20 protein-coding genes and 1 pseudogene are annotated in these 22677 nt (G+C 49.4%); 10 read left to right on the top strand and 11 right to left on the bottom strand.

Annotated features, from left to right (window positions below):
- Positions 1-37: 37 nt before the first annotated feature.
- Entirely contained in the window at positions 38-2152 is a 2115-nt protein-coding gene (locus BZK40_RS02465) for a putative bifunctional diguanylate cyclase/phosphodiesterase (protein ID WP_079934100.1), read from the bottom strand.
- Positions 2153-2563: 411 nt separating this feature from the next.
- Here BZK40_RS02465 and BZK40_RS02460 point away from each other — a divergent pair, with 411 nt between their 5' ends.
- The 4 genes from BZK40_RS02460 (at position 2564) to dbpA (ending at position 6656) form a co-directional block, all read left to right on the top strand.
- Entirely contained in the window at positions 2564-3673 is a 1110-nt protein-coding gene (locus tag BZK40_RS02460; RefSeq protein ID WP_079934099.1) for a methyl-accepting chemotaxis protein, read from the top strand.
- A gap of 154 nt (positions 3674-3827) precedes the next feature.
- The gene (gene zntB / locus BZK40_RS02455; protein ID WP_032943570.1) at positions 3828-4811 is read left to right on the top strand and encodes a zinc transporter ZntB; all 984 of its coding nucleotides are present in this window, start codon (positions 3828-3830) and stop codon (positions 4809-4811) included.
- A 275-nt stretch (positions 4812-5086) separates the two neighbouring features.
- Positions 5087-5254 (top strand): proline-rich small protein YnaL, encoded by a 168-nt coding sequence (gene ynaL / locus BZK40_RS24930; protein ID WP_095533097.1) that lies wholly within the window; start codon positions 5087-5089, stop codon positions 5252-5254.
- A 28-nt stretch (positions 5255-5282) separates the two neighbouring features.
- On the top strand, positions 5283-6656 hold the full coding sequence (gene dbpA, locus BZK40_RS02450; RefSeq protein ID WP_057067384.1) for an ATP-dependent RNA helicase DbpA: 1374 nt from the start codon (positions 5283-5285) through the stop codon (positions 6654-6656).
- 78 nt (positions 6657-6734) lie between these two features.
- Here dbpA and ttcA read toward each other — a convergent pair whose 3' ends face one another.
- From ttcA to nifJ, 8 genes and pseudogenes are all read right to left on the bottom strand, one after another.
- Positions 6735-7670, bottom strand: a complete 936-nt coding sequence (gene ttcA, locus BZK40_RS02445; RefSeq protein ID WP_032943567.1) for a tRNA 2-thiocytidine(32) synthetase TtcA — start codon at positions 7668-7670, stop codon at positions 6735-6737.
- Positions 7671-7719: 49 nt separating this feature from the next.
- Positions 7720-7989 (bottom strand): annotated as a pseudogene (locus BZK40_RS24740) (tyrosine-type recombinase/integrase); the annotation flags it as partial.
- A gap of 315 nt (positions 7990-8304) precedes the next feature.
- On the bottom strand, positions 8305-8547 hold the full coding sequence (locus BZK40_RS02435; RefSeq protein WP_079934098.1) for a DinI family protein: 243 nt from the start codon (positions 8545-8547) through the stop codon (positions 8305-8307).
- Positions 8548-8868: 321 nt separating this feature from the next.
- Positions 8869-9126, bottom strand: a complete 258-nt coding sequence (locus BZK40_RS24340) for a hypothetical protein (protein WP_139762107.1) — start codon at positions 9124-9126, stop codon at positions 8869-8871.
- A 163-nt stretch (positions 9127-9289) separates the two neighbouring features.
- Positions 9290-9724 (bottom strand): universal stress protein UspF, encoded by a 435-nt coding sequence (gene uspF / locus BZK40_RS02430; RefSeq protein WP_003833207.1) that lies wholly within the window; start codon positions 9722-9724, stop codon positions 9290-9292.
- Positions 9725-9805: 81 nt separating this feature from the next.
- Entirely contained in the window at positions 9806-10018 is a 213-nt protein-coding gene (locus BZK40_RS02425; protein ID WP_003833205.1) for a KTSC domain-containing protein, read from the bottom strand.
- A 146-nt stretch (positions 10019-10164) separates the two neighbouring features.
- Positions 10165-11304, bottom strand: coding sequence for a porin OmpC (gene ompC / locus BZK40_RS02420; RefSeq protein WP_079934097.1), 1140 nt, complete (start codon positions 11302-11304; stop codon positions 10165-10167).
- Between the two features lie 367 nt (positions 11305-11671).
- Entirely contained in the window at positions 11672-15196 is a 3525-nt protein-coding gene (nifJ, locus tag BZK40_RS02415; RefSeq protein ID WP_079934096.1) for a pyruvate:ferredoxin (flavodoxin) oxidoreductase, read from the bottom strand.
- Positions 15197-15470: 274 nt separating this feature from the next.
- Between nifJ and BZK40_RS02405 the strand changes: the two genes are divergently transcribed.
- A complete protein-coding gene (locus tag BZK40_RS02405; RefSeq protein ID WP_003833199.1) occupies positions 15471-15737 on the top strand; it encodes a putative hemolysin in 267 nt (88 codons plus the stop codon).
- A gap of 13 nt (positions 15738-15750) precedes the next feature.
- Here the strand turns inward: BZK40_RS02405 and hslJ are convergent, their stop codons facing one another.
- Both hslJ and BZK40_RS02395 read right to left on the bottom strand, forming a co-directional pair.
- Positions 15751-16170 carry a heat shock protein HslJ gene (gene hslJ / locus BZK40_RS02400; RefSeq protein WP_079934095.1) on the bottom strand — a complete coding sequence of 140 codons (420 nt, stop codon included), beginning with the start codon at positions 16168-16170 and terminating at the stop codon, positions 15751-15753.
- 112 nt (positions 16171-16282) lie between these two features.
- Positions 16283-17272: a 2-hydroxyacid dehydrogenase gene (locus tag BZK40_RS02395; RefSeq protein ID WP_079934094.1), complete on the bottom strand. Its 990-nt coding sequence runs from the start codon at positions 17270-17272 to the stop codon at positions 16283-16285.
- 616 nt (positions 17273-17888) lie between these two features.
- Between BZK40_RS02395 and BZK40_RS02385 the strand changes: the two genes are divergently transcribed.
- The 5 genes from BZK40_RS02385 to BZK40_RS02365 all read left to right on the top strand — a co-directional run bounded on the left by BZK40_RS02385 (position 17889) and on the right by BZK40_RS02365 (position 22677).
- Entirely contained in the window at positions 17889-20528 is a 2640-nt protein-coding gene (locus tag BZK40_RS02385) for a YdbH family protein (RefSeq protein WP_079934093.1), read from the top strand.
- The gene (locus BZK40_RS02380; RefSeq protein WP_008784882.1) at positions 20525-20716 is read left to right on the top strand and encodes a YnbE family lipoprotein; all 192 of its coding nucleotides are present in this window, start codon (positions 20525-20527) and stop codon (positions 20714-20716) included. The genes BZK40_RS02385 and BZK40_RS02380 overlap by 4 nt, the downstream gene beginning before the upstream one ends.
- 7 nt (positions 20717-20723) lie before the next feature.
- Positions 20724-21050 carry a YdbL family probable chaperone protein gene (locus tag BZK40_RS02375; protein WP_079934092.1) on the top strand — a complete coding sequence of 109 codons (327 nt, stop codon included), beginning with the start codon at positions 20724-20726 and terminating at the stop codon, positions 21048-21050.
- Between the two features lie 107 nt (positions 21051-21157).
- Positions 21158-21763, top strand: coding sequence for a CDP-alcohol phosphatidyltransferase family protein (locus tag BZK40_RS02370; RefSeq protein WP_079934091.1), 606 nt, complete (start codon positions 21158-21160; stop codon positions 21761-21763).
- Entirely contained in the window at positions 21760-22677 is a 918-nt protein-coding gene (locus tag BZK40_RS02365; protein ID WP_079934090.1) for a phosphatidate cytidylyltransferase, read from the top strand. The genes BZK40_RS02370 and BZK40_RS02365 overlap by 4 nt, the downstream gene beginning before the upstream one ends.

Raw genomic sequence — 22677 nt, 5'->3', positions numbered from 1 at the left:
AGCCCGTTTAATGGCATCTGTTTTTTATATTACAGTCTCATAATGTTATTGATTGTTGAGGAGACAAAGACTGTACGATTCGCTGCTGCTTAATGTTACTTTCCGTTGGAATCAATTCATGGATCTGATGCGCAGGCAACGGTTTTGCAAACAAGAAACCTTGCAGCACGCCACATCCCATCTGGGTCAGGAGCATTTCCTGCTCCTGGGTCTCTATTCCTTCAGCCACTACTTGCATATTCATGGAGTGGGCTATGTCAATAATAGTAGACACAATCTTTGTATTTTTGCTGTTCTCGCTGATATCTTTAACAAATACTCTGTCAATTTTTAATTCCTGTGCCGGAAGAGACTTCAACATCAATATATTTGAATAACCGGTACCGAAATCATCAATTGAAACGGTGATCCCTAAAGCTGAAATTGCATTTAAGACTTCAGCGCTACGTTTTAAATTTTTAAGTGCTGTACTTTCAGTCAATTCCAGCGTGAGATATGCAGGTGATAGTTGATATTGTGCAAGGGCGCTGCAAACCACATCAACGATGTCATGTTGTTCAAACTGGGAAGGGGAAAGATTAACGGCGAGGGTCCATTCCGCATGGCCCTGTAACTTCCATTGATGTAACTGCTGGCATGCCTGCTGGATAACCCATTTCCCGACCGGAATGATAAGGCCTGTTTCTTCCAGCGCAGGCAGAAACTCTGCGGGTAACAGCATGCCGCGTTCCGGGTGATGCCAGCGTAATAACGCTTCAAAACCGGTCAGGGAATGATCTCCGGCGGTGTATTTGGGTTGATACCAAAGCTCAAATTGATCGTGTTCCAGTGCTTGTGACAGTTCCTGTAAAAATGTCGGCGGTTTATCGGCGATAGCTTCCATTTCCGGGCTATAAATAGCCCAACCGTTTCTGCCAGCCTGTTTGACATGATACATCGCCATATCAGCCTTTACTTTTAACTCATGCAACGTGGAACCATGCTCAGGATAAATACTGCTTCCCGCACTTAACGAAACCCGAATGGTGTACCCAAACAGCGTGAAAGGATCGCCAATCGCAGCGGCAATCCGGGTCAGCAGAGCGGTGATATCCTTTTTATTGCAGTCAGGAACCAGAAGAATAAACTCATCTCCCCCCAGCCTCGCCAGCGTCATGGTGTCATCAAGGCAGCTGTATATTCGCTGCGTACTGGCGATGAGCAACTGATCGCCGATGTGATGTCCCCAGGTATCGTTAACGACTTTGAAGCGATCGAGGTCGATGAATACCAGAGCAAATTGATGCTGATGCAGTTTGGAATGCTGCAAACAGGCCTGTAAGCAGGCATCTATCTGTGTGCGATTGGCAAGTCCGGTAAGTGCGTCGAAGTGGACCTGATGCTCAAGCTGGCAGTTAAGTTGATGTAAGTTGTCAGCCAGTCGGGAGGTACGCAGTTGCGAATCCACCATCGACACCACCAGCATGATACCCAAAATAACCAGCGTGACGGCGCAGACCCAGACAGAGAGTTCCAGTGTGCTGAGCCCATTGTGTACTGTGTGTCCAAAATGGGTGAATGTTGCCGCTCCCATCCCGGTGTAATGCATAGAGGCAATCGCCAGCGCCATAATAAGGGCGGCGACAAGCCGATTGATCAGGGCTCGACGGGTATTTTGGCGCAAATGAAACGCCAGCCACAAACCTACACCAGATGCAACGATGGCAATCATCACTGAGAGCAGTATCAGCGAATGACTCCATAGGATGGCAACATGCTCAATGATGGCATACATGCCAACGTAGTGCATGGTGACGACACCGGCGCTTAATATTCCAGTGGCTACGACTAATCGTTTTGTTGAAAGCGTATTACCGGAAATGGCGATATTAATAGCGAGAGTTGCAGAAATGAGCGCAATAAAGAAAGAAAATGCCGTGAGCGAAAAATGGTAATTGATCGGCATACTCATTTTCATGGCCAGCATACCGATAAAATGCATTGACCAAATACCCATCCCTAGCGTAGCCCCGCCAGACAGGCGCCAGAAGGTTGATTCACGTCGATTGGAGATTGCCACCTTGCCCGCACTATCGAGAGCAATAAAAGAGGCAATAAACGCGACAACAAAGGAAATCCCAATCAATACAGGGTCCCACGACACGTTCAACATCATACTACCTATCGAAAAAAAGCCGTGGTAATAAATCTAGCAGGTTTTGTCCAGTTAACATGATAAAACCGGGAATGTTCTTATGTTTTTACACTGGTATTAGAGGGAACAGGAAGATAGTGAAAATAACGAGCCATTACTTATATAAACATTCACCAAATTTATAGTTCTGTGTGTTTTATGCTCTCCATGTGCTTGTCATCACAATAACCTGATGACTGGCGCCATCACAGCCATTTGATGGAATAAAACACTGAGCTAACAGGAATAAAGGGTGTAATTTCTTGCCTTAAGTAAAAGGATTGCAGGTTCTCATTGAAAGTTCAGCTTTCGTCGCAGAGCAATGGCATTCTGCATTGCAGGTGCTATAAAAAATAATATCTACATAATTTCTTAGTGCACAGGACTAAAATGTTAAATGATATTAGCGTCAGAACCTTTATTATTTTATTTCTGCTCATTTCGGCAGTTGCTCTCAATATTGTTGAGATGATTTTCTCGGCCACGTCGGAAATTATAATTGGTACAAATGTGGTAAGCGTTATTTCTATATTATGCTTATGGTGGTATATGACGAAATACCTGGTCATGCCGATCAATACGGTAAAAAGGAGCATTGAGGAAGTGACGTCTGGGAATCTGGCGATCAGTATTCCAGAGTTTGGTAATAATTGTGCAGGTAGACTAATACCGGGCATCAATAGTTTATCGAGTAATATTTCAACACTCGTTAATGAGATCCGAACATCCTCACAAACGGCGATGGCGCTCTCTGAACAGCTTGCGGAACGCAGCGCCGAGCTTTCAGTGAAAACGGAACAACAATCAGGAGCATTGATGCAGACGGCTGCTAATATGGATGAGATAGCCGTTAATACGCGAAATAATGCTGACAACACGCAAATCGCCAGCGTCCAGGCAACAGTTGCCACGCAATGCGCCATTCAGGGTGGCGAATTAATGGTGCAGGTTGCGACAAATATGCGTTCAATCACCGAATGTGCACAGCAGATGACGGAAATAATTACGCTAATTGATGGTATCGCATTCCAGACAAATATTCTGGCATTGAATGCTGCCGTGGAAGCGGCGAGGGCCGGTGAACATGGCAAAGGTTTTTCCGTGGTGGCCGGTGAGGTCAGAATGCTTGCACACCGAAGTGCGGATGCTGCTAAGAATATTAAGCAGCTGATTGCGCAAACCCATCAAAATGTTCAGCAAGGTGCAGCTATTGTGCGTGAAGCAGAAAAAAATATGCATGATATTGTCGGTGGTGCCGGTCAATTAAACCAACTGATGGGCGAGATATTAACCACTACACAGGAGCAGGAGAAAGGAATTATCAGAATTACTCATGCACTGGCCGAACTGGAGAATGTAACCCAAAGTAATGCCATTATGGTTGATGAGCTTTCTGATTCCTCGGGTATCCTGAAAAACCAGGTGATTGATCTCCAGTCGCGAACACATAAATTTCGCTTAAGTAACGCTCTTGAGTCAGCGAGATGGCAGCGGGCTTAACTGGGCATCTCGATGCAAGCGTCGCAATCGTCGGCGCTTTTTGTATTATCAGATATTTTTATGAATCATTTCAGCACAATGGGACAATGAGATATTGCTTAACATATTCTGACAGCTAGACTAACGAAAAAAGCTGAATGTTTGTGGAGGCGCTGTGGAAGCCATTAAGGGAACGGATGTTAATGTGCCGGATGCCGTGTTTGCCTGGCTGTTGGATGGCCGGGGTGGGGTGAAACCCTTGGAAGATAACGATGTTATCGATAGTCAGCATCCCTGCTGGCTACATCTTAATTATACCCATCCTGAAAGCGCCCAATGGTTGGCGACAACACCTCTTCTTCCCAACAATGTGCGTGATGCGCTGGCAGGCGAAAGTACACGCCCGCGCGTCAGTAGAGTCGGGGAAGGTACGCTGATTACACTGCGCTGTATTAACGGCAGCACCGACGAGCGTCCTGACCAACTTGTAGCGATGCGTTTATATATGGATGAACGTCTGATTGTCTCAACCCGCCAGCGCAAAGTGCTGGCGCTGGATGATGTGGTCAGCGATCTCCAGGAAGGGACGGGACCGGCTGATTGTGGCAGTTGGCTGGTGGATGTTTGTGATGCGCTAACCGACCATGCCAGCGAATTTATCGAACAGCTGCACGACAAGATTATTGATCTGGAAGATAACCTGCTCGATCAGCAGATCCCACCGCGTGGTTTTTTGGCTTTACTGCGTAAGCAGCTAATTGTGATGCGCCGTTATATGGCTCCTCAGAGAGATGTTTATGCGCGTCTGGCGAGTGAACGTTTACCCTGGATGACCGACGACCATCGGAGACGGATGCAGGATATCGCTGACAGGCTGGGGAGAGGGCTGGATGAAATAGACGCCTGTATTGCCCGGACCGGTATTATGGCGGATGAAATTGCGCAGGTGATGCAGGAGTCTCTGGCTCGCCGAACGTATACAATGTCATTGATGGCAATGGTTTTTCTTCCCAGCACATTTTTAACTGGGCTTTTCGGCGTTAACCTCGGCGGTATCCCCGGCGGTGGTTGGCAGTTTGGTTTCTCACTTTTTTGTATTCTGTTAGTGGTCCTGATTGGTGGTGTTACTTTATGGTTGCACCGTAGTAAATGGTTGTAACAACAACGTTTTTTAGTGGCTTTTGCGCATGAAAACGTCCTGATTTTTGAGCGAAGTCAATAAACCATCTACCTATTCGGGGCAATATCTCTCTCGCAGGTGAATGCAACGTCAAGCGATGGGCGTTGCGCTCCATATTGTCTTACTTCCTTTTTTGAATTACTGCATAGCACAATTGATTCGTACGACGCCGACTTAGATTAGTCGGCTTTTTTTTGCCTGCAGGAAATCAGCGTCTACCCTAAAAGAGTCAACCTGAATGACTGGAGGGGTATATGACCTGTCTGATTGCAACGTCGAACACTGATTCGCTACCGACCGATCCGGTTCCCATTCCCGACCCCATACCTCGTCCGCAGCCCATGCCGGATCCGCCGCCGGATGAAGAACCGATTAAATTGTCGCATCACGGGCACAGATCTGCGAGGATACGCGCCTGCTGAATGTGAGTTTTTACCGCGAGATTAAATTGTGACCGCTTTTTCAACCCTGAATGTTTTACCTGCTGCTCAACTCGAGAATCTTAACGAGCTGGGCTATCTTGAAATGACGCCTGTTCAGGCTGCTGCGTTACCGGCAATCCTGGCGGGTAAAGATGTTCGCGTGCAGGCTAAAACCGGCAGTGGCAAAACGGCTGCTTTTGGTCTTGGGCTATTACAGCATATTGATGCCGCGCTGTTTCAGACGCAGTCTCTGGTACTGTGCCCAACGCGCGAGCTTGCCGACCAGGTGGCGGGTGAACTGCGTCGTTTAGCGCGCTTCCTGCCAAACACCAAGATCTTAACGCTGTGCGGTGGGCAACCTTTTGGCGCACAGCGTGACTCCCTGCAACATGCACCACATATTATTGTTGCCACACCGGGTCGTTTACTTGACCACCTGCAAAAAGGCACCGTTTCTCTGGATGCCCTGAATACGCTGGTTATGGATGAAGCCGACCGCATGCTGGATATGGGCTTTAGCGATGCGATTGATGATGTCATTCGCTTTGCGCCTGCGTCACGTCAGACTTTGCTGTTTTCCGCAACCTGGCCGGAAGCCATTGCTGCTATCAGTGGCCGGGTACAGCAAAATCCATTAACGATTGAAATTGATACGGTCGATGCGTTACCGGCGATTGAACAGCAGTTTTTCGAAACCTCCAGCCACGGAAAAATTCCGCTGCTGCAAAAGCTACTCAGCCAGCATCAACCCGCATCGTGCGTGGTTTTTTGTAACACCAAAAAAGATTGTCAGGCAGTTTGTGATGCACTGAATGCGGCAGGGCAAAGCGCACTGTCATTACATGGCGACCTGGAACAGCGCGATCGCGATCAGACGCTGGTTCGTTTTGCCAACGGTAGCGCGCGCGTCCTGGTCGCAACCGATGTGGCCGCACGTGGCCTGGATATCAAATCACTTGAGCTGGTAGTTAACTTCGAACTGGCGTGGGATCCGGAAGTACACGTCCATCGTATCGGACGTACCGCGCGTGCCGGCAACAGCGGTCTGGCGATTAGCTTCTGTGCGCCGGAAGAAGCGCAGCGTGCCAACATTCTTTCTGAAATGCTGCAACTGAAGCTGACCTGGCTAACTGCGCCAGCTAACGGCTCAATCCTGCCGCTGGAAGCAGAGATGGCGACATTATGCATTGATGGTGGTAAAAAAGCGAAAATGCGCCCTGGTGATGTTCTGGGGGCTCTGACCGGTGATATTGGTCTGGATGGTGCTGATATCGGCAAAATTGCCGTTCATCCGGCACACGTCTATGTCGCCGTTCGCCAGAACATAGCGCATAAGGCGTGGAAGCAATTACAAAACGGTAAGATTAAAGGCAAGACTTGCCGGGTCCGGTTATTGAAATAACTACCCGTTGGGGCGCCTGATGGCGCTCCGCTTATCAGGCCTACAGGCGCTTATGCACGTTGTAGGCCTGACAGACGCTTACTTCACTTCCACCACGTTCAGGCGTAACTCATCCAGTTGAGCATCATCTTCTTCTGGCTGCCAGCCCGCAGGCTGCAGCGGGATCTCTTCACGATCGAACGCTAAATCCCCGCCGTCCACAACCTCTGAACCGTGCTTAATGCCTTTAAAATCGAACAGATTGATATCGCTCAGATGTGAAGGTACAACGTTTTGCATCGCACTGAACATGGTTTCAATGCGGCCTGGATAGCGTTTGTCCCAGTCACGCAACATATCAGCAATGACCTGACGCTGTAGGTTAGGCTGTGAGCCGCACAGATTGCACGGAATAATCGGGAAACCTTTCGCTTCGGAGAAACGCTCGATATCTTTCTCACGGCAGTAAGCCAGCGGGCGGATCACGATGTGCTTACCGTCATCACTCATCAGCTTCGGCGGCATGCCTTTCATTTTCCCACCGTAGAACATGTTTAAAAACAGCGTTTGCAGGATGTCGTCGCGATGGTGGCCGAGCGCAATCTTGGTGGCTCCTAATTCGGTTGCCGTACGGTACAGAATGCCGCGACGCAGGCGAGAGCAGAGCGAGCAGGTCGTTTTGCCTTCAGGGATTTTGTCTTTGACGATCCCGTAAGTGTTTTCTTCGACAATCTTGTACTCAACGCCCAGCTGTTCCAGATACTCTGGCAGAATGTGCTCCGGGAAACCGGGTTGTTTTTGATCGAGGTTAACCGCAACTAAGGAAAAACTGATCGGGGCGCTTTGTTGCAAATTACGCAGGATCTCCAGCATGGTATAGCTGTCTTTCCCGCCGGAAAGGCACACCATAATGCGATCGCCGTCTTCGATCATATTGAAATCGGCAATGGCTTCGCCCACGTTACGACGCAGACGTTTTTGCAGTTTGTTCAGGTTGTATTGTTCTTTCTTTGTAACTTGTTGATTATCTTGCATTCTTACCGTTCTCAAAAACCAAAAGGGGCATGTAATGGGCAAACTTCAATCACAGGGCTAGTTGGTTATTCAACATTGCAACCCGATCGTCATTCATTTCTTCAATCCATGTACTGTAGACGTCGTACACTATTTGCGCGTTTTCATGCCCCATCTGATTAGCTATAAATGATGGGTTCGCTCCAGCCGATTACAGCCAGCAGGCAAAAGTATGCCGCGTATGGTACGGATTACGGCGACGAATACCAGCACGTTTTACAGCTGCGTTCTATCTGGCACCGATGCTACTCATAGAGTAGTAAGATTTTTGCTCTCCGTGACCAGACCAGAATAAACTGTGAACCGAACGATTGAATAAAGGTACATGGTCCCGGACAGGAAGCAATTAATCAGCTGAAAGCAGATATTGAAGCGCTGAAGAAAATTGTGGAGCAGTTCACCGCCAGATAATTCAGTTCTGAACTATCAACGAGCAATGTCAGGGAGCGAAAAACGCAGGGTGTGGCGAACTGCCGCAACCATGCCGTATGCAAGAGCATGGCTGCGGCCGACCGGCAAACGTCCGATAGTGCGAGTATTGAATGATTGCCAGTCACAGCGGATGGTACTTAAGCAATATGACGATTCAAGGTGCTTAATCTGAAACCAGCCACATATCAGCCTCTTCAAACATTTCTTGAACCGTTCGGCTTATCTGTTCTTTTTCATGCTTGCTGGCGTCAGTGTTGAGCGCCGGAAGTGTCATCATCGGTTTAACCCGAACTTCAGCATCGGGGAAGATCCGATGAACCCTCTTGGTCAATTCGCCGAGAATAATATCTTTTGCGCCGGGCAGACCATCAAAATTCCTTTTGTCATAAACGAGTTCCACGAACATTGCTTATTGCTCTTTTACTGGATTTATATACAGTATTTATACTCTGTTTTTACCTGGGTTTCAAGAGGGGACGTAATGTTGTCGCGATGTAGCGATACATCAACGCAGGAAAGCGGGAACCTTACCATCGATATTATCTGTGCATCGATCTGTCATTTAGGATAGTCATGTAGGAAAGATGCGTAGAAACATAGGGTCCATTATGTAATATATCTTTTTGCGGGCCGATTTATTCTTTTTGAATATCCTCATTTAAAAAATAGTAATGATACTCTCATTGCTTAACGGGTTGTTTAAATGGCTCCTTGCCAGGATTCTTCCTTATTGGCTAAATATTCCCCTATCTCTCGCCTGTTGGCAGGAGATATAGCCAAAATGTTTTTTATTCCCATTCTTATCGAATGCCACATAAAAAGGCATTGTCTCTGCATCTTTTCTTAAGGTGTAGTTGATGCAAGTCCCATTGATTTCCAGAATATTTTTCTCACTATCTGGTTTTCCACCTGCGGCAAAAACTGTAGATTTTGTCGCATTAGGGGCGTAGGTTGCTTGCACAAGTGGATCATTATCAAATTTCATAAAACTGAAACTACAGGCGCTTAATAAAGGAACAAGTAAGTTTGCCTTTTGCGGCAACGTGCTGAATGTTCTGGCGGGAAAAATGTCCGCACATTTAAGACAGGAATCGTGGGGGATAAGGCGTAGAAACAAAAAGCCCGCAACGATGTGCGGGCCAGACAGCTTAGCGGACTACCAGTACCGAACACTCCGCGTGACGCACTACAGCCGCGGCGTTAGAGCCCAGCAGGTAGGTGGTGATGTCAGGTCTGTGTGAGGCAATAATGACCATATCAGCCGGTAATTTTTTAGCGATCTCCAGAATCTTGTCTTTCGGCGCACCTTCTGCGACATGAACGTGCACTCTGTCCGTTGGGATATTGAACTTCTTGATAATCTCTTCCAGTTGAGATTTCGCTTCGGCTTTCAGATCGTCCATGGCCGGTAACTCTGCCGAGTAGGCCAGTCCCAGGGAAGCGTAATAGGGCAATGACGGAATGACGGTCAAAAAATGAACCTGTGCATCGTCGATCTTTGCTTCTGCTTCAACATGGGCAATAACGCGTTGAGTTAATTCTGAGTCTGAAATATCGATGGGTACAAGAATCGTTCTGTTCATAAAACCTCCTGTTTAAGTATCCACCTAAAGCTTACCGCGTAATGGCACTTTATGTACAATGACAACGATCACATTTTGGCATCACTTTATTTTGATTTCAGGGAATTTGCCTTTTATTACCCCATCGTAAAATCGGCCTTTAGAGACCACGATCAGGAAATCACGAAAAATACGGGCAGGGACCTGCTGATATTGCAGGGTAGCCAACTGGTGAAAGCGAATTTCTAGCGTGCAAGAGGATTCGTCATAGCCGACGGATGCAATACGGGATGATTTTACAGGATGATGATTCATTGCAGGTATCCTCTACTACAGACCTTAATGCAAGATATCATCTATCAGAGATGTGTTTTAACGCAACAGATATAATGTTTTGATCTGGATAAAACAGAGTTATTAGAGCGTAAAGAGAGCCCGCCGTTGCCAGCGGGCTGACGAACTTAGAACTGGTAAACCATACCCAGTGCTACAGTGTCATCGGTAGAGATGTCATTGTGATCTTTATTGTAGAAACTATCATCTTCATCCAGCAGGTTGATTTTGTAATCAACGTAGGTGGAGAAGTTTTTGTTGAAGTAATAAGTGGCACCTACGGAGGCATATTTAACCAGATCCTTGTCGCCGTCTGAACCGTTTACACCCAGATCTTTACCTTTAGACATCAGGAAAGAAACTTCTGGACGCAGACCGAAGTCGAACTGGTATTGTGCAGTTACTTCAAAGTTCTGGGTTTTGTTGGCAATAGTATTGTCGTGACCATCTGAGCCGCCATACGGGGTCATATTGCGGGTTTCGGAGTACATGGTTGCCAGGTAGATATTGTTGGCGTCGTATTTCAGACCAGCAGTCCATGCGTCAGCTTTATCACCACCTGCGGTAGAATGGTTCACTTGTTGATTGGTACGGTCAGAAGAGGTATATGCTGCACCGAAGCTTACGCCCATACCCAGATCGTAGGTAGAGGAGATACCGAAACCGTCACCGTTGGAGTTTTTCACATTACGGTCGCCACCGTTATTGGTGCCTTCCTGCTCGTTGGTAACCTGATTTTCGTTCGCACCCTGGTACTGCAGTGCAACGTTCAGACCGTCAACCAGACCAAAGAAGTCGGTGTTACGGTAGGTTGCAACACCGTTTGCACGACCGGTCATGAAGTTGTCTGCTTTGGTGTAAGAGTCGCCACCGAATTCTGGCAGCATATCGGTCCAGCCTTCAACGTCGTACATGACGCCGTAGTTACGGCCGTAGTCGAATGAACCGTAGTCGCCGACTTTAATACCTGCGAATGCCAGACGAGTCCAGGAGTCGCCTTTATCACCTTCGGTGCCGTTGGCCTGAACCTGATATTCCCACTGGCCATAACCGGTGATCATATCATTAACCTGTGTTTCGCCTTTGAAACCCATACGCATATAAGTCTGATCGCCATCGCTGTTAGCGTCGTCAGAGAAATAATGCAGGCCGTCTACTTTGCCATAGAGATCTAATTTGTTGCCGTCTTTATTATAAACTTCAGCAGCGTGAGCAGCGCCTGCAGCCAGCAGGGCAGGAATTACGAGAGCCAGTACTTTTCTGTTCATTGAAATAATCCTTTAGTTTTTTTATTAACCTGTGACTACCCATGTAGGGAGTAAAAGCATGCTAAAGGAGAAGTTCCGTAAAGAGATAAATATGAATTGTTACGTCTTAAGTAAAACCTTAAACAAATAATTCTACGGAAATAGTGATAGTTGACATGAATGAGTTAATGAAAATATATATAAAATAAAAATTATACAATTGAATTTTGTTGGGCTATTCTGCGCGTGTTATATGCCTTTATTGTCACGTTTTATTTTTTGTTGGTATATTGATGTCACTTATTAATTAGCCAGCGAATAAATTGACAAGCCCGAACAACTGTTCGGGCTTTTTTTTTGGTTCCGGGCTAATACTGAGAAAAACGTATTATTCGGTACCGCTCTTTTCCGCTTTGCCTGCCAGTTGGGCCAGGAAGTCGTAGCGTTTTTGCAAATCAGCCGTCGCATCCTTCCACAGCTGTTCTGCAACTTCTGGCTGCTGGGCGTTCAGGCGGCGGAAACGCTGCTCGTTAAGCAATGTTTCGGCCAGCGCATCTGACGGTGGGCGCGAGTCGAGCGCCAGCGGCAGCTTACCTTCGTCTGCTCGGCGTGGGTCAAAGCGGTACAGCGGCCAGAATCCGTTAGCAGTGAGTTGACGCATCTGATCGTGGCTTAGCGCGAGGTCATAGCCATGCTCCTCACATGGGCTATACGCGATAATCAGCGACGGGCCGGGGTAGGATTCAGCTTCCTGGATAGCTTTGACCGTCTGATTCAACTGGGCGCCCAGAGAAATCTGTGCGACATAAACATGTCCGTACATCATCATGCTGACGCCAAGATCTTTGCGAGCCTTGCGCTTGCCATGCTCACCAAACTTGGTAACCGCCCCAAGCGGCGTGGCTTTCGACGCTTGTCCACCCGTGTTGGAGTAACACTGGGTATCCAGTACCAGAATATTGACGTTCTCGGTGAGACTCAGGACGTGATCCAACCCGCCAAAACCAATATCGTAAGCCCAGCCGTCGCCGCCAATCAGCCAGATGGACTTCTCGACCAGCGCGTCGGCATCGGTTAACAGTTGCTGTGCACCTTCGACATCTTTCAGATGCTGGCGCAGCGCAGCAACTTGCTCACGGCGTACTTCTGGCGTCGCTTCAGCATGCAGGGCGTCATTCAGTTCAGCCGGAATATTATCCGCAAACTGCTCCAGCAAACGCATGACGCGCACACGGTGTTGATCCACCGTCAGGCGGAAGCCCAGACCAAACTCAGCGTTATCTTCGAACAGAGAGTTTGCCCACGCAGGTCCACGACCATTGGCATCGGTCGTATACGGCGTTGAGGGGAGGTTACCGCCATAAATCGATGAACAGCCGGTCGCGTTAGCGATCAGCATGCGGTCGCCATACAGCTGCGTAAGCAGTTTGATATACGGCGTTTCACCACAACCAGAACAGGCGCCGGAATATTCAAACAGCGGAGTGATTAACTGCGAGGTACGGATATCAATGCGTTCAAGCTTGCTGCGGTCGATCTCCGGCAGATTGAGGAAGAAGTCATAGTTAACTTTTTCTTCTTCAACATGCTCAAGGCGCGACATCATATTGATGGCCTTGATTTCCGGGTTTTGGCGATCTTTTGCCGGGCAAACTTCGACACACAGATTACAGCCAGTGCAATCCTCTGGTGCAACCTGCAGGACATACTTCTGACCGCGCATATCGCGTGATTTCACATCCAAAGAATGCAGACTAGCAGGGGCGTTTTCCATCGCTTCAGGTGAAACCACTTTGGCGCGGATTGCCGAGTGCGGGCAAGCGGCAACGCAGTGGTTACACTGGGTACACAGTTCTTCCTTCCAGATGGGGATCTCTTCGGCGATATTGCGTTTTTCCCAACGCGTGGTGCCCATTGGCCAGGTACCGTCTGGCGGCAGCGCGGATACGGGGAGGGCATCACCCAGACCGGCGAGCATTGCCGCGGTGACGGTTTTCACGAAATCAGGTGCGGCATCAGAAACCACCGGTGGGCGGTTTGCGCTGTGCGGATCAACCGGCTGGAGTGCTACTTCGGCGACGGATTCGCGCGCCAGGGCCAGAGCCTGCCAGTTACGTTCAACCAGGTCCTGTCCTTTACTGCTGTAACTTTTCGCAATCGCCCCCTGCAATTCAGCCAACGCGCTGTCGCCGGGTAAGATTTGCGTCAAATGGAAGAAGGCCATTTGCATAACGGTGTTAATACGCGCTGCCAGACCGCATTCGCGGGCGATTTTGGCCGCATTAATCACGTAGAAACGGGCTTTCTTCTGATTCAGTACCGCCTGAACTTCCTGTGGCAGACGACCCCAGACTTCATCCACACTGTATGGCGTATTAAGCAGGAAGATACCGCCTGGTTTCAGGCGCTCGGCCATCTGATACTTATCGATAAATTGCAGCTGGTGACAGCCAACAAAATCGGCTTGTGAAACCAGATACGCTGATCGAATAGGCTGCTCGCTAACGCGCAGGTGGGAAACTGTCAGACCGCCTGCTTTTTTCGAGTCGTAGACGAAATAACCTTGCGCATACCATGGCGTCGAGTTACCAATAATTTTGATATTGTTTTTGGTGGCTGACACGCTACCGTCGCTGCCCAGCCCGTAAAACAGCGCTTCGAGCTTAGCCGTACCGGGCAGGGTGTTTTCCGGTAACGGTAGCGACAAGTTGGTGACATCATCATAGATACCGACCGTAAAGCGAGGTTTCGGCTTCGCGCTGCTCAGCTCATTAAAGACCGCCATCACGCAGTCTGGACCGAACTCTTTGGAAGAAAGGCCATAACGTCCGCCAATCACGCGCGGTAGCGTTTCTCGCTCGCCACAGTTAAAGGCTTCTGCTAACGCGGTCATTACGTCCAGATACAACGGTTCTGCCTGTGCGCCGGGTTCTTTGGTGCGATCAAGAACGGCGATGCTGCGTACGGTTTCCGGCAGCGCACGCAGTAAATGTCTGGCAGAGAATGGACGGAACAGACGTACTTTCAGAACGCCAACTTTCTCGCCACGTGCCAGCAGATCTTCAACAACTTCTTCGCAGGTTCCAATCGCCGAGCCCATTAAGATAATGACGCGCTCAGCCTGAGGATGGCCGTAATATTCAAATGGCTGGTACTGGCGACCTGTCGCTGCGGCGAAATCGTTCATCGCCTGTTCTACATGATCGTAAACCGCGTTGTACCACGGGTTTGTTGCCTCGCGTGACTGGAAATAGGTGTCCGGGTTCGCAGACGTACCGCGAATAACCGGATGCTCAGGATTAAGCGCCCGAGCGCGATGAGCATCGATTTCCGTCTGCGGCATCAGTCCGAGGATCGTGTCGTCGGCCAGTGGCACAATTTTATTGATTTCATGGGATGTACGGAAACCATCAAAGAAATGAATAAACGGAACCCGGCTTTTCAGGGTGGCAATTTGCGAAATCAGCGCAAAGTCCTGTGCCTCCTGAACGCTGCTGGCACACAGCATCGCACATCCTGTCTGGCGCACCGCCATCACGTCGGAATGATCGCCAAAGATCGATAATGCGTGAGTTGCAATTGTACGAGCCGCAACGTGCAGTACAAACGGGGTCAACTGACCGGCCAGTTTGTACAGCGTTGGGATCATCAGCAACAGGCCCTGCGATGAGGTAAACGACGTAGAGAGCGCACCGGTCTGCAACGCGCCATGAACGGTTGCGATCGCGCCACCTTCTGACTGCATTTCTACGACGCGAGGGGTATCCCCCCACACGTTCTTAAGCCCGTTCCCGGCCCAGGCATCTGCCTGTTCAGCCATCGTCGAACTGGGCGTAATCGGGTAGATGGCGATAACCTCGCTGGTACGAAATGCGACTGAAGCAACCGCACCATTACCGTCAATTGTGATCATACTGACACCCTTACATTGCGCAAAAAGAGGGACACGCGTAACAGCGGCGAGTCCTGTAGTTATCTTTCTATTTTAGCAAAAGCGCTAAAGACAGATTTTCGCTTTTGTGTCCCTGGAATAAACAGAATGAATGGTTTGATCAAAGGAGCAGGCAAAAAATTGCCAGAAAATGTAAACAGTACGCATAAATGCGTATTTTGCCTCTCGACGGCGGTGTTTCCGCTGCCTATTATTTATGGCTGTGTCGTTTGGTTAATATTCAGAGGGGAGTAAGATGCGCGCAGCGTTTTGGGTAGGATGTGCCGCGTTATTATTATCGGCTTGTAGCAGCGAACCTGTTCAGCAGGCAACCGCCGCGCATGTCGCACCGGGCATGAAGGCAGCAATGTCCAGTTCAGGAGAAGCTAATTGCGCCATGATTGGCGGTTCGCTCTCTGTTGCTCGTCAACTGGATGGTTCTGCTATCGGGATGTGTGCGCTACCCAACGGCAAACGCTGTAGTGAGCAATCGCTTGCCGCCGGAAGTTGTGGGAGCTATTAAGCCACCACGTTTCCTACATTAAATCCGCGAGTTTATACGTCAGCGTTTGTTCTGCTGTCGCCAGCGTTAACTGGTCAGCAGTCAGATCGACCTGTGCGCCTTGCTTAAACATTTCGCTGACGATCCCGTCGAGCGCGTTAAGCTGTGGATCGGCGCACATCATACGCGTCATCGCCATATCTTTTACCTTCAACTCACCGTCGGACAGCTTGCCCTGGCCGTGGAATTGATTACACATCTTTCCTGATACCGTCATGTTTTCGCCAAAACTTAACTCAGGTGGGTTGTTGGTGGCGGTGACGGCTTTACCATTCACGCTTTGCAAAACGAAGCGATGATGCTGCAACTGTTCGCGATTGACGGAAACTTTTCCATTGCTCACACAGCCAGCAATCAGCATGCTGAGCGCAATCAACGTGACAACTTTCTTCATTAAATTTCTCTACGTTTGTGACGGGAATACATTCAATATAATAATGATACTGAATGATTTATCATCGGTGATTGTCTGAAAATGCTCCCCTGACGCCAGGGGAGCACAGGAATTAGAAGAGGGCGTTTGGACAGGTCTCGCCTTTGGAGATTTGGGCCAGATTCTGCAGCGTGGTCTCAGAAATGCTGATTAACGCTTCGGCGGTCAGGAATGCCTGATGACCGGTAAACAGCACGTTATGGCAGGCTGAGAGACGACGGAATACATCATCCTGAATGACGTCATTGGATTTATCTTCAAAGAACAGATCGCGTTCGTTCTCGTACACGTCCATACCCAGAGAACCAATTTTCTGGTTTTTCAGAGCATCGATAGCGGCTTGTGAGTCGATCAATGCACCACGACTGGTGTTAATGACCATCACGCCGTTTTTCATCTGTTCAAAGGCTTCGTGATTGAGCAGATGATAATTCTCCGGTGTTAACGGGCAGTGCAGAGAGATGACATCTGACTCGGCAAACAGCGTTTTAAGATCGACATATTCAACGCCTAGCTCCAGCGCAGCAGCGCTCGGGTAAGGATCGAACGCCAGCAGACGCATACCAAAACCTTTCAGGATCCGCAGCGCAGCAATACCGATTTTACCGGTACCGATCACCCCAGCGGTTTTGCCATACATAGTAAAACCGGTCAGCCCCTCAAGAGAGAAATTGGCATCACGGGTACGCTGGTAGGCGCGGTGAATTCGGCGATTCAGCGTCATCATCATGCCAATCGCATGCTCAGCGACGGCCTCTGGTGAATAAGCTGGAACACGCACCACCTGCAGACCCAGCTCTTTTGCTGCGTCGAGATCGACGTTATTGAACCCGGCACAACGCAGCGCAATGTATTTCACGCCATGCTTTTTCAGTTCTTCCAGAACGGGGCGGCTGCCATCGTCGTTGACGAAAATGCACACAGCTTCACAGCCATGGGCGGTTTTCGCTGTTTTTTCCGTCAACAGAAAGTCAAAGAATTCAAGTTCAAAACCAAAAGCCTCGTTAACCTGCTGCAGATACTTCTTGTCGTACTGTTTTGTACTATAGATGGCGAGTTTCATAAGACTTTCTCCAGTGATTTTGACGTCACATTAATCCAATTCAAATTATTTTACAAAATCTAAAAAGTTATTGATAGTCATAGGCGTAATGAATAATGTCAGCGCATCTGTTGTTAGTGTGGGCAGGTTACACAATTTCAACAACTGGATATTTTTCTATCCAACTCAACACCTGAATATCGCGGCAGGTAAAAAGCCAGCCGAATCACATCCGGACAGCTACGCTTATACAGGTAGCAATTATCGGGAGGGGTTATGCTGACTCACTCTGAAGCAAAACGATGGGCCACCCTAATGCTCAAGGCGGCATTATGCGATGGTATGAAACCTGATGAGATTTCCCGGCAGGTACATCTGGTCTGCGATCATCATGGTAGGGAGTGCCTCGAAGAACTCATTGAGGAAATTCTGATAGAAGCAGGTCGTATCGGACCTAAACATAGCGATGGACAACTTAGGCCTCATTGAGTCTGAATCTTAATATCCCAGACGGCACGTGTAACAGCGTGCCTAGAAATCGGTTATCTATCCTTAATGTGGGCATATCCAGTTAAACATGCCACAATACAGGCCTAAACCGGCTTAAATTTTTGCTAAATCAGGATATTAACTACCCATGAAGGGTAAATATAAAGCCGTTCTGGCACTCCTCTTATTATTGATTCTCGTGCCGCTGACGCTAGTGATGACGCTTGGCCTGTGGGTGCCTACGTTGGTGGGTATCTGGTTACCCGTTGGAACACGCATCGCGCTGGATGAGAGCCCGCGGCTGACACGGCATGGGTTGCATATACCTGAACTCCGCTATCTGGTTGAAGATTGCCCGCTAGCACGCATCACTCAGGCGGATCTGTCTCACCCCAGCCGCTGGTCGCTGAATGTCGGGACCATTGAGTTGGATTCAGCTTGCCTGGCCAAATTGCCGCAGGCAGAGCCATCGCCGGCAGCGCCTAAAACGCTGGCTGAATGGCAGTCAATGCTGCCCAATACCTGGATTAACATCGACAAACTTATTCTTTCTCCATGGCAGGAATGGCAGGGAAAACTGTCACTCTCGCTCACTCCCACCACTCAACAGCTGCGTTACCAGGGTGAAAAAGTTAAATTCCAGGGGCGTTTGCACGGGCAAAACCTCACGGTAACTGAGCTGGATGTTGCGGCATTTGAAGGCCAGCCGCCGGTAAAACTGGTCGGTGAATTTACTATGCCACTGGTTCCCGATGGGCTACCGGTAAGCGGTCATGCGGTTGCGACGTTAAGTCTGCCGCAAGAGCCTACGCTTGTGGACGCCGAACTGGAGTGGCAAGAAAACAGCGGACAACTGATTGTCATGGCGCGTGATAATGCCGATCCGCTGCTTGACCTTCCGTGGGAAATAACACGCCAGCAACTGACCATCAGCGACGGACGCTGGAACTGGCCTTATCAGGGATTCCCGTTAAGTGGCCGGCTGGGCATGAAAGTTGAAAACTGGCAGGCCGGACTGGAAAACGCGGTGGTGAGCGGGCGTCTGAACGTTCTGACGCATGGCGATGCCGGTAAAGGAAACGCCGTATTAACGCTGGGGCCAGGTAAGCTTGGCATGGATAGTAGCGATATGCCGCTACAGTTGACCGGTGAAGCGAAACAGGGCGATCTGATCTTCTACGCGAAATTACCCGCCAGACTCACTGGAAGTCTGAACGATCCGCAATTGGCTTTCGAGCCAGGGGCGCTGCTGCGCTCACGTGGACGGTTGATTGATTCGCTGGATATTGACGAGATTCGCTGGCCGCTGGCAGGCGTAAAAGTCACGCAACGTGGTGTGGATGGGCGTCTGCAGGCTATTTTACGTGCGCATGAAAACCAGATGGGGGGCTTTGAACTGCATCTGGATGGCCTGGCAAATGATTTTCTTCCTGATGCCGGTCGTTGGCAGTGGCGATATTGGGGGGAAGGCAGCTTTACGCCGATGCATGCCCGTTGGGACGTAGCGGGTAAGGGAGAATGGCATGACAACACCCTGAAGCTATTTGATCTTTCTACCGGATTTGATCATCTGCAATACGGCACGATGAAGGTGGAAAATCCGCGTCTGGTGATTGACGAACCGATAGTTTGGGTGCGGGATGCAACCAAACCGACATTTAGCGGCGCGCTGTCGCTGGACGCAGGGAACACCACCTTCACCGGGGGAAGCGTGTTACCACCATCGACGCTGAAGTTCAGCGTGGAAGGTAGCGATCCGACAATTTTCCAGTTCAAAGGCCAGCTTCACGCGGGGGCGATTGGGCCCGTACAGCTGAATGGTCGTTGGGACGGTATCCGTCTGCGCGGACAGGCATGGTGGCCAAAACAATCGCTCACCGTATTCCAACCTCTGGTTCCACCTGACTGGAAAATGAAGCTACGTGAAGGTGATCTGTATGCGCAGGTCGCATTTTCGGCAGCCCCGGAGCAGGGCTTTGAAGCAGGCGGTCATGGGGTGTTAAAAGGCGGTAGCGCCTGGATGGCCGATAACCAAATCAACGGTGTCGATTTTGTATTGCCTTTCCGGTTTAGTGAAGGCGCATGGCAACTGGGTACGCGTGGACCTATTTCACTGCGTATTGCGGAAGTGGTGAATCAGGTGACGGTGAAGAATATCACCGCCGATCTGCAGGGGGCGTACCCCTGGAGTGAAAACAACCCGTTACTGTTGAGCGATGTCAGTGCCGACCTGCTGGGTGGCAAAATCATCATGCAGCAACTGCGGATGCCGCAGCACGACCCGGCCTTATTGCGGGTGCAGAATATCTCTTCCAGCGAGCTTATCAGTGCGGTTAACCCCAAACAGTTCGCCATGTCTGGCCCGGTCAGTGGTGCGTTGCCATTATGGCTGGATAACGAAAAATGGATCATTAAAGACGGCTGGTTGACTAATCCAGGGCCGATGACGTTGCGTATTGATAAGGACACAGCGGATGCGGTCGTCAAAGATAACATGGCGGCGGGGGCGGCCATTAACTGGCTGCGTTATATGGAAATAAGCCATTCGTGGACGAAAATAAATCTGGATAACCTCGGTGTCTTAACCATGCAGTCAACCGTGACTGGCAATAGTCGGGTAGATGGCAAAGTAGGTACGGTTAATTTGAATTATACCCACGAGGAAAACGTCTTTACGCTATGGCGCAGTTTGCGTTTTGGCGACAATTTACAGGCATGGCTTGAACAAAATGCAGCGCTGCCGGAAACCCATTGCCCGAAAGGCAAGGAATGTGAGGAACAACAATGAAAACGATAGCTGCCATGCTGGGTCTGCTGACTTCATCTCTGCTGGTAGGGTGTACTCCCAGAATCGAAGTGGCTGCGCCAAAAGAGCCCATCACCATTAATATGAACGTCAAAATCGAGCATGAGATCCATATCAAAGTTGATAAAGACGTCGAAAGTTTATTGAAATCGCGCAGCGATTTGTTCTGAGGTCATGATGAGAAAACAGTTTGCAGTGGCGCTGGTCGTCCTAAGTTTACTCAGCAGCAATACGTGGGCATTGACCCTGAATGAAGCCAGAACTCAGGGGCGAGTAGGGGAAACGCTCAATGGCTATCTGGTCGCATTGCAAACCGATGCCGAAACGCAGGCGCTGGTGAGTGAGATTAATAAAGCGCGCAACGCCAGCTATCAGCAACTGGCAGAGAGCAATAATATTCCGCCAGATGAAGTGGCAAAAATGGCCGGGCAAAAGCTGGTTGCTCGCGCTAAACCGGGAGAGTATGTGCAGGGTATAAATGGTAAGTGGTTGAGAAAACAATAGAGTATTTTTATATGCTCGATTTATTTAGTTACTCCCATAAAAAGTAATAGGCGGCAACGATTAATTAATCCACTATATTTAAATCAACAAATTATCAAGGAGTGATGATGACGCTTTATCAGATAAAGCCCGCCTTTCAGGCGCTTTTGCGGCCTCTCATGTTCTGGCTACATAAAAAAGGCGTCACAGCGAATCACGTTACTCTTGCCGCGATGGCGCTTTCTTTTGTGACCGGTGCAGTGCTGGTTATTTTCCCCCAACCTGAATTTTTTCTTCTCCTGCCCATCGTGTTGTTTATACGGATGGCGCTCAATGCACTGGACGGCATGTTGGCGCGGGAATGCAACCAACAATCGCGACTTGGGGCCATTCTTAATGAAAGCGGAGACATTCTTTCCGACATTGCGCTTTACTTGCCGTTTATGCTGCTCCCCGACAGTAACGTATTACTGGTTTTGGTGATGCTGTTCTGTGCGGTGATGACGGAGTTTTGCGGCGTCCTGGCACAAACGATTAATGGCGTCCGCAGCTATGCCGGACCGCTGGGTAAAAGCGACAGAGCGTTGGTATTTGGCGCGTGGGGTCTGGCGCTGGCGCTGTGGCCGCAGGTTGCGCAGTGGAACAATGTGCTCTGGGGTATTGCTACGCTCTTACTGTTATGGACGGTGATTAATCGCTGTAAAAGTGCATTGCGTGAAGAGGCCGTGAAATGATGCTGTTAGAGAGGTCACTCGCGGTCATTTTTGCGCTGCTGTTGGTTGCAACGGTGGTGAATGGATTACTGGTGTGGCGACGACCGGGCAAAGACTGGCGGGAACTGACATTACGCATTCGCACCTGGTGGGTAATCATCTTATTGTTTTCTCTGGCTATTTTAAGTCCGCGCTGGCTGGCGTTAACCTTTTTTGCGCTGGTGAGTTTCATGGCGCTAAAGGAGTTTTTGACGCTGGCTCCGTCGCGTCAAACCGACCGCATGCCGCTGCTGTGGATGTTCGTTGCTATTCCGATTAACTACTGGTTGATTGGCATCAACTGGTACGGCATGTTTGTCGTTTTTATCCCGGTCTATGCATTCTTATTCTTACCTGTTCGTATGGTGATTGCGGGTGATACGCAGGGCTTCTTACGTTTTGCCTCGCAGCATCACTGGAGCCTGATGACCACCGTATTTGCGTTCAGCCATGTCGCGTTTTTGCTGGTACTGCCTGATGATGGCAAACAAACCGGCGCATTGCTGGTGCTCTTCCTGGTAGGTTTAACGGAGTTCAACGATATTGCGCAGTACCTGTGGGGAAAATCGATTGGGCGTATGAAGGTTATGCCTAAGGTCAGCCCTAACAAGACGCTGGCGGGATTGATCGGCGGCGTGGCAACGACTACGCTGATGGCGGCACTGCTTGGGCCTGTGATGACGCCATTAAACTTACCGTTGTCGCTGCTGGCGGGTTTTATTATCGGTCTCAGCGGTTTTTGTGGCGATGTGGTGATGTCGGCAATAAAACGTGATATCGGCGTGAAGGACAGCGGAACACTGTTGCCAGGCCACGGCGGTATTCTTGATCGACTGGATTCTCTGATCTTCACCGCCCCCGTTTTTTTCCACTTCATCCGCTACTTTTGCTACTAA

Origin of the sequence: Citrobacter portucalensis (assembly GCF_002042885.1) — a bacterium.
Classification (GTDB): domain Bacteria; phylum Pseudomonadota; class Gammaproteobacteria; order Enterobacterales; family Enterobacteriaceae; genus Citrobacter; species Citrobacter portucalensis.
The sequence above is the reverse complement of the archived record's forward strand: the minus strand, read 5'-3'. Positions and strand labels throughout refer to the sequence as shown.

Bases quoted from the DNA above. Each gene is read 5' to 3' on its own strand.
- BZK40_RS02375 (WP_079934092.1), top strand. From the start codon at position 20,724: ATGAGAAAACAGTTTGCAGTGGCGCTGGTCGTCCTAAGTTTACTCAGC.
- BZK40_RS24340 (WP_139762107.1), bottom strand. From the start codon at position 9,126: ATGAAATTTGATAATGATCCACTTGTGCAAGCAACCTACGCCCCTAAT.
- BZK40_RS02365 (WP_079934090.1), top strand. From the start codon at position 21,760: ATGATGCTGTTAGAGAGGTCACTCGCGGTCATTTTTGCGCTGCTGTTG.
- ynaL (WP_095533097.1), top strand. From the start codon at position 5,087: ATGACCTGTCTGATTGCAACGTCGAACACTGATTCGCTACCGACCGAT.
- nifJ (WP_079934096.1), bottom strand. From the start codon at position 15,196: ATGATCACAATTGACGGTAATGGTGCGGTTGCTTCAGTCGCATTTCGT.
- BZK40_RS02370 (WP_079934091.1), top strand. From the start codon at position 21,158: ATGACGCTTTATCAGATAAAGCCCGCCTTTCAGGCGCTTTTGCGGCCT.
- BZK40_RS02395 (WP_079934094.1), bottom strand. From the start codon at position 17,272: ATGAAACTCGCCATCTATAGTACAAAACAGTACGACAAGAAGTATCTG.
- BZK40_RS02435 (WP_079934098.1), bottom strand. From the start codon at position 8,547: ATGTTCGTGGAACTCGTTTATGACAAAAGGAATTTTGATGGTCTGCCC.
- BZK40_RS02465 (WP_079934100.1), bottom strand. From the start codon at position 2,152: ATGTTGAACGTGTCGTGGGACCCTGTATTGATTGGGATTTCCTTTGTT.
- BZK40_RS02425 (WP_003833205.1), bottom strand. From the start codon at position 10,018: ATGAATCATCATCCTGTAAAATCATCCCGTATTGCATCCGTCGGCTAT.
- ompC (WP_079934097.1), bottom strand. From the start codon at position 11,304: ATGAACAGAAAAGTACTGGCTCTCGTAATTCCTGCCCTGCTGGCTGCA.
- BZK40_RS02405 (WP_003833199.1), top strand. From the start codon at position 15,471: ATGCGCGCAGCGTTTTGGGTAGGATGTGCCGCGTTATTATTATCGGCT.
- uspF (WP_003833207.1), bottom strand. From the start codon at position 9,724: ATGAACAGAACGATTCTTGTACCCATCGATATTTCAGACTCAGAATTA.
- ttcA (WP_032943567.1), bottom strand. From the start codon at position 7,670: ATGCAAGATAATCAACAAGTTACAAAGAAAGAACAATACAACCTGAAC.
- BZK40_RS02380 (WP_008784882.1), top strand. From the start codon at position 20,525: ATGAAAACGATAGCTGCCATGCTGGGTCTGCTGACTTCATCTCTGCTG.
- BZK40_RS02460 (WP_079934099.1), top strand. From the start codon at position 2,564: ATGTTAAATGATATTAGCGTCAGAACCTTTATTATTTTATTTCTGCTC.
- hslJ (WP_079934095.1), bottom strand. From the start codon at position 16,170: ATGAAGAAAGTTGTCACGTTGATTGCGCTCAGCATGCTGATTGCTGGC.
- BZK40_RS02385 (WP_079934093.1), top strand. From the start codon at position 17,889: ATGAAGGGTAAATATAAAGCCGTTCTGGCACTCCTCTTATTATTGATT.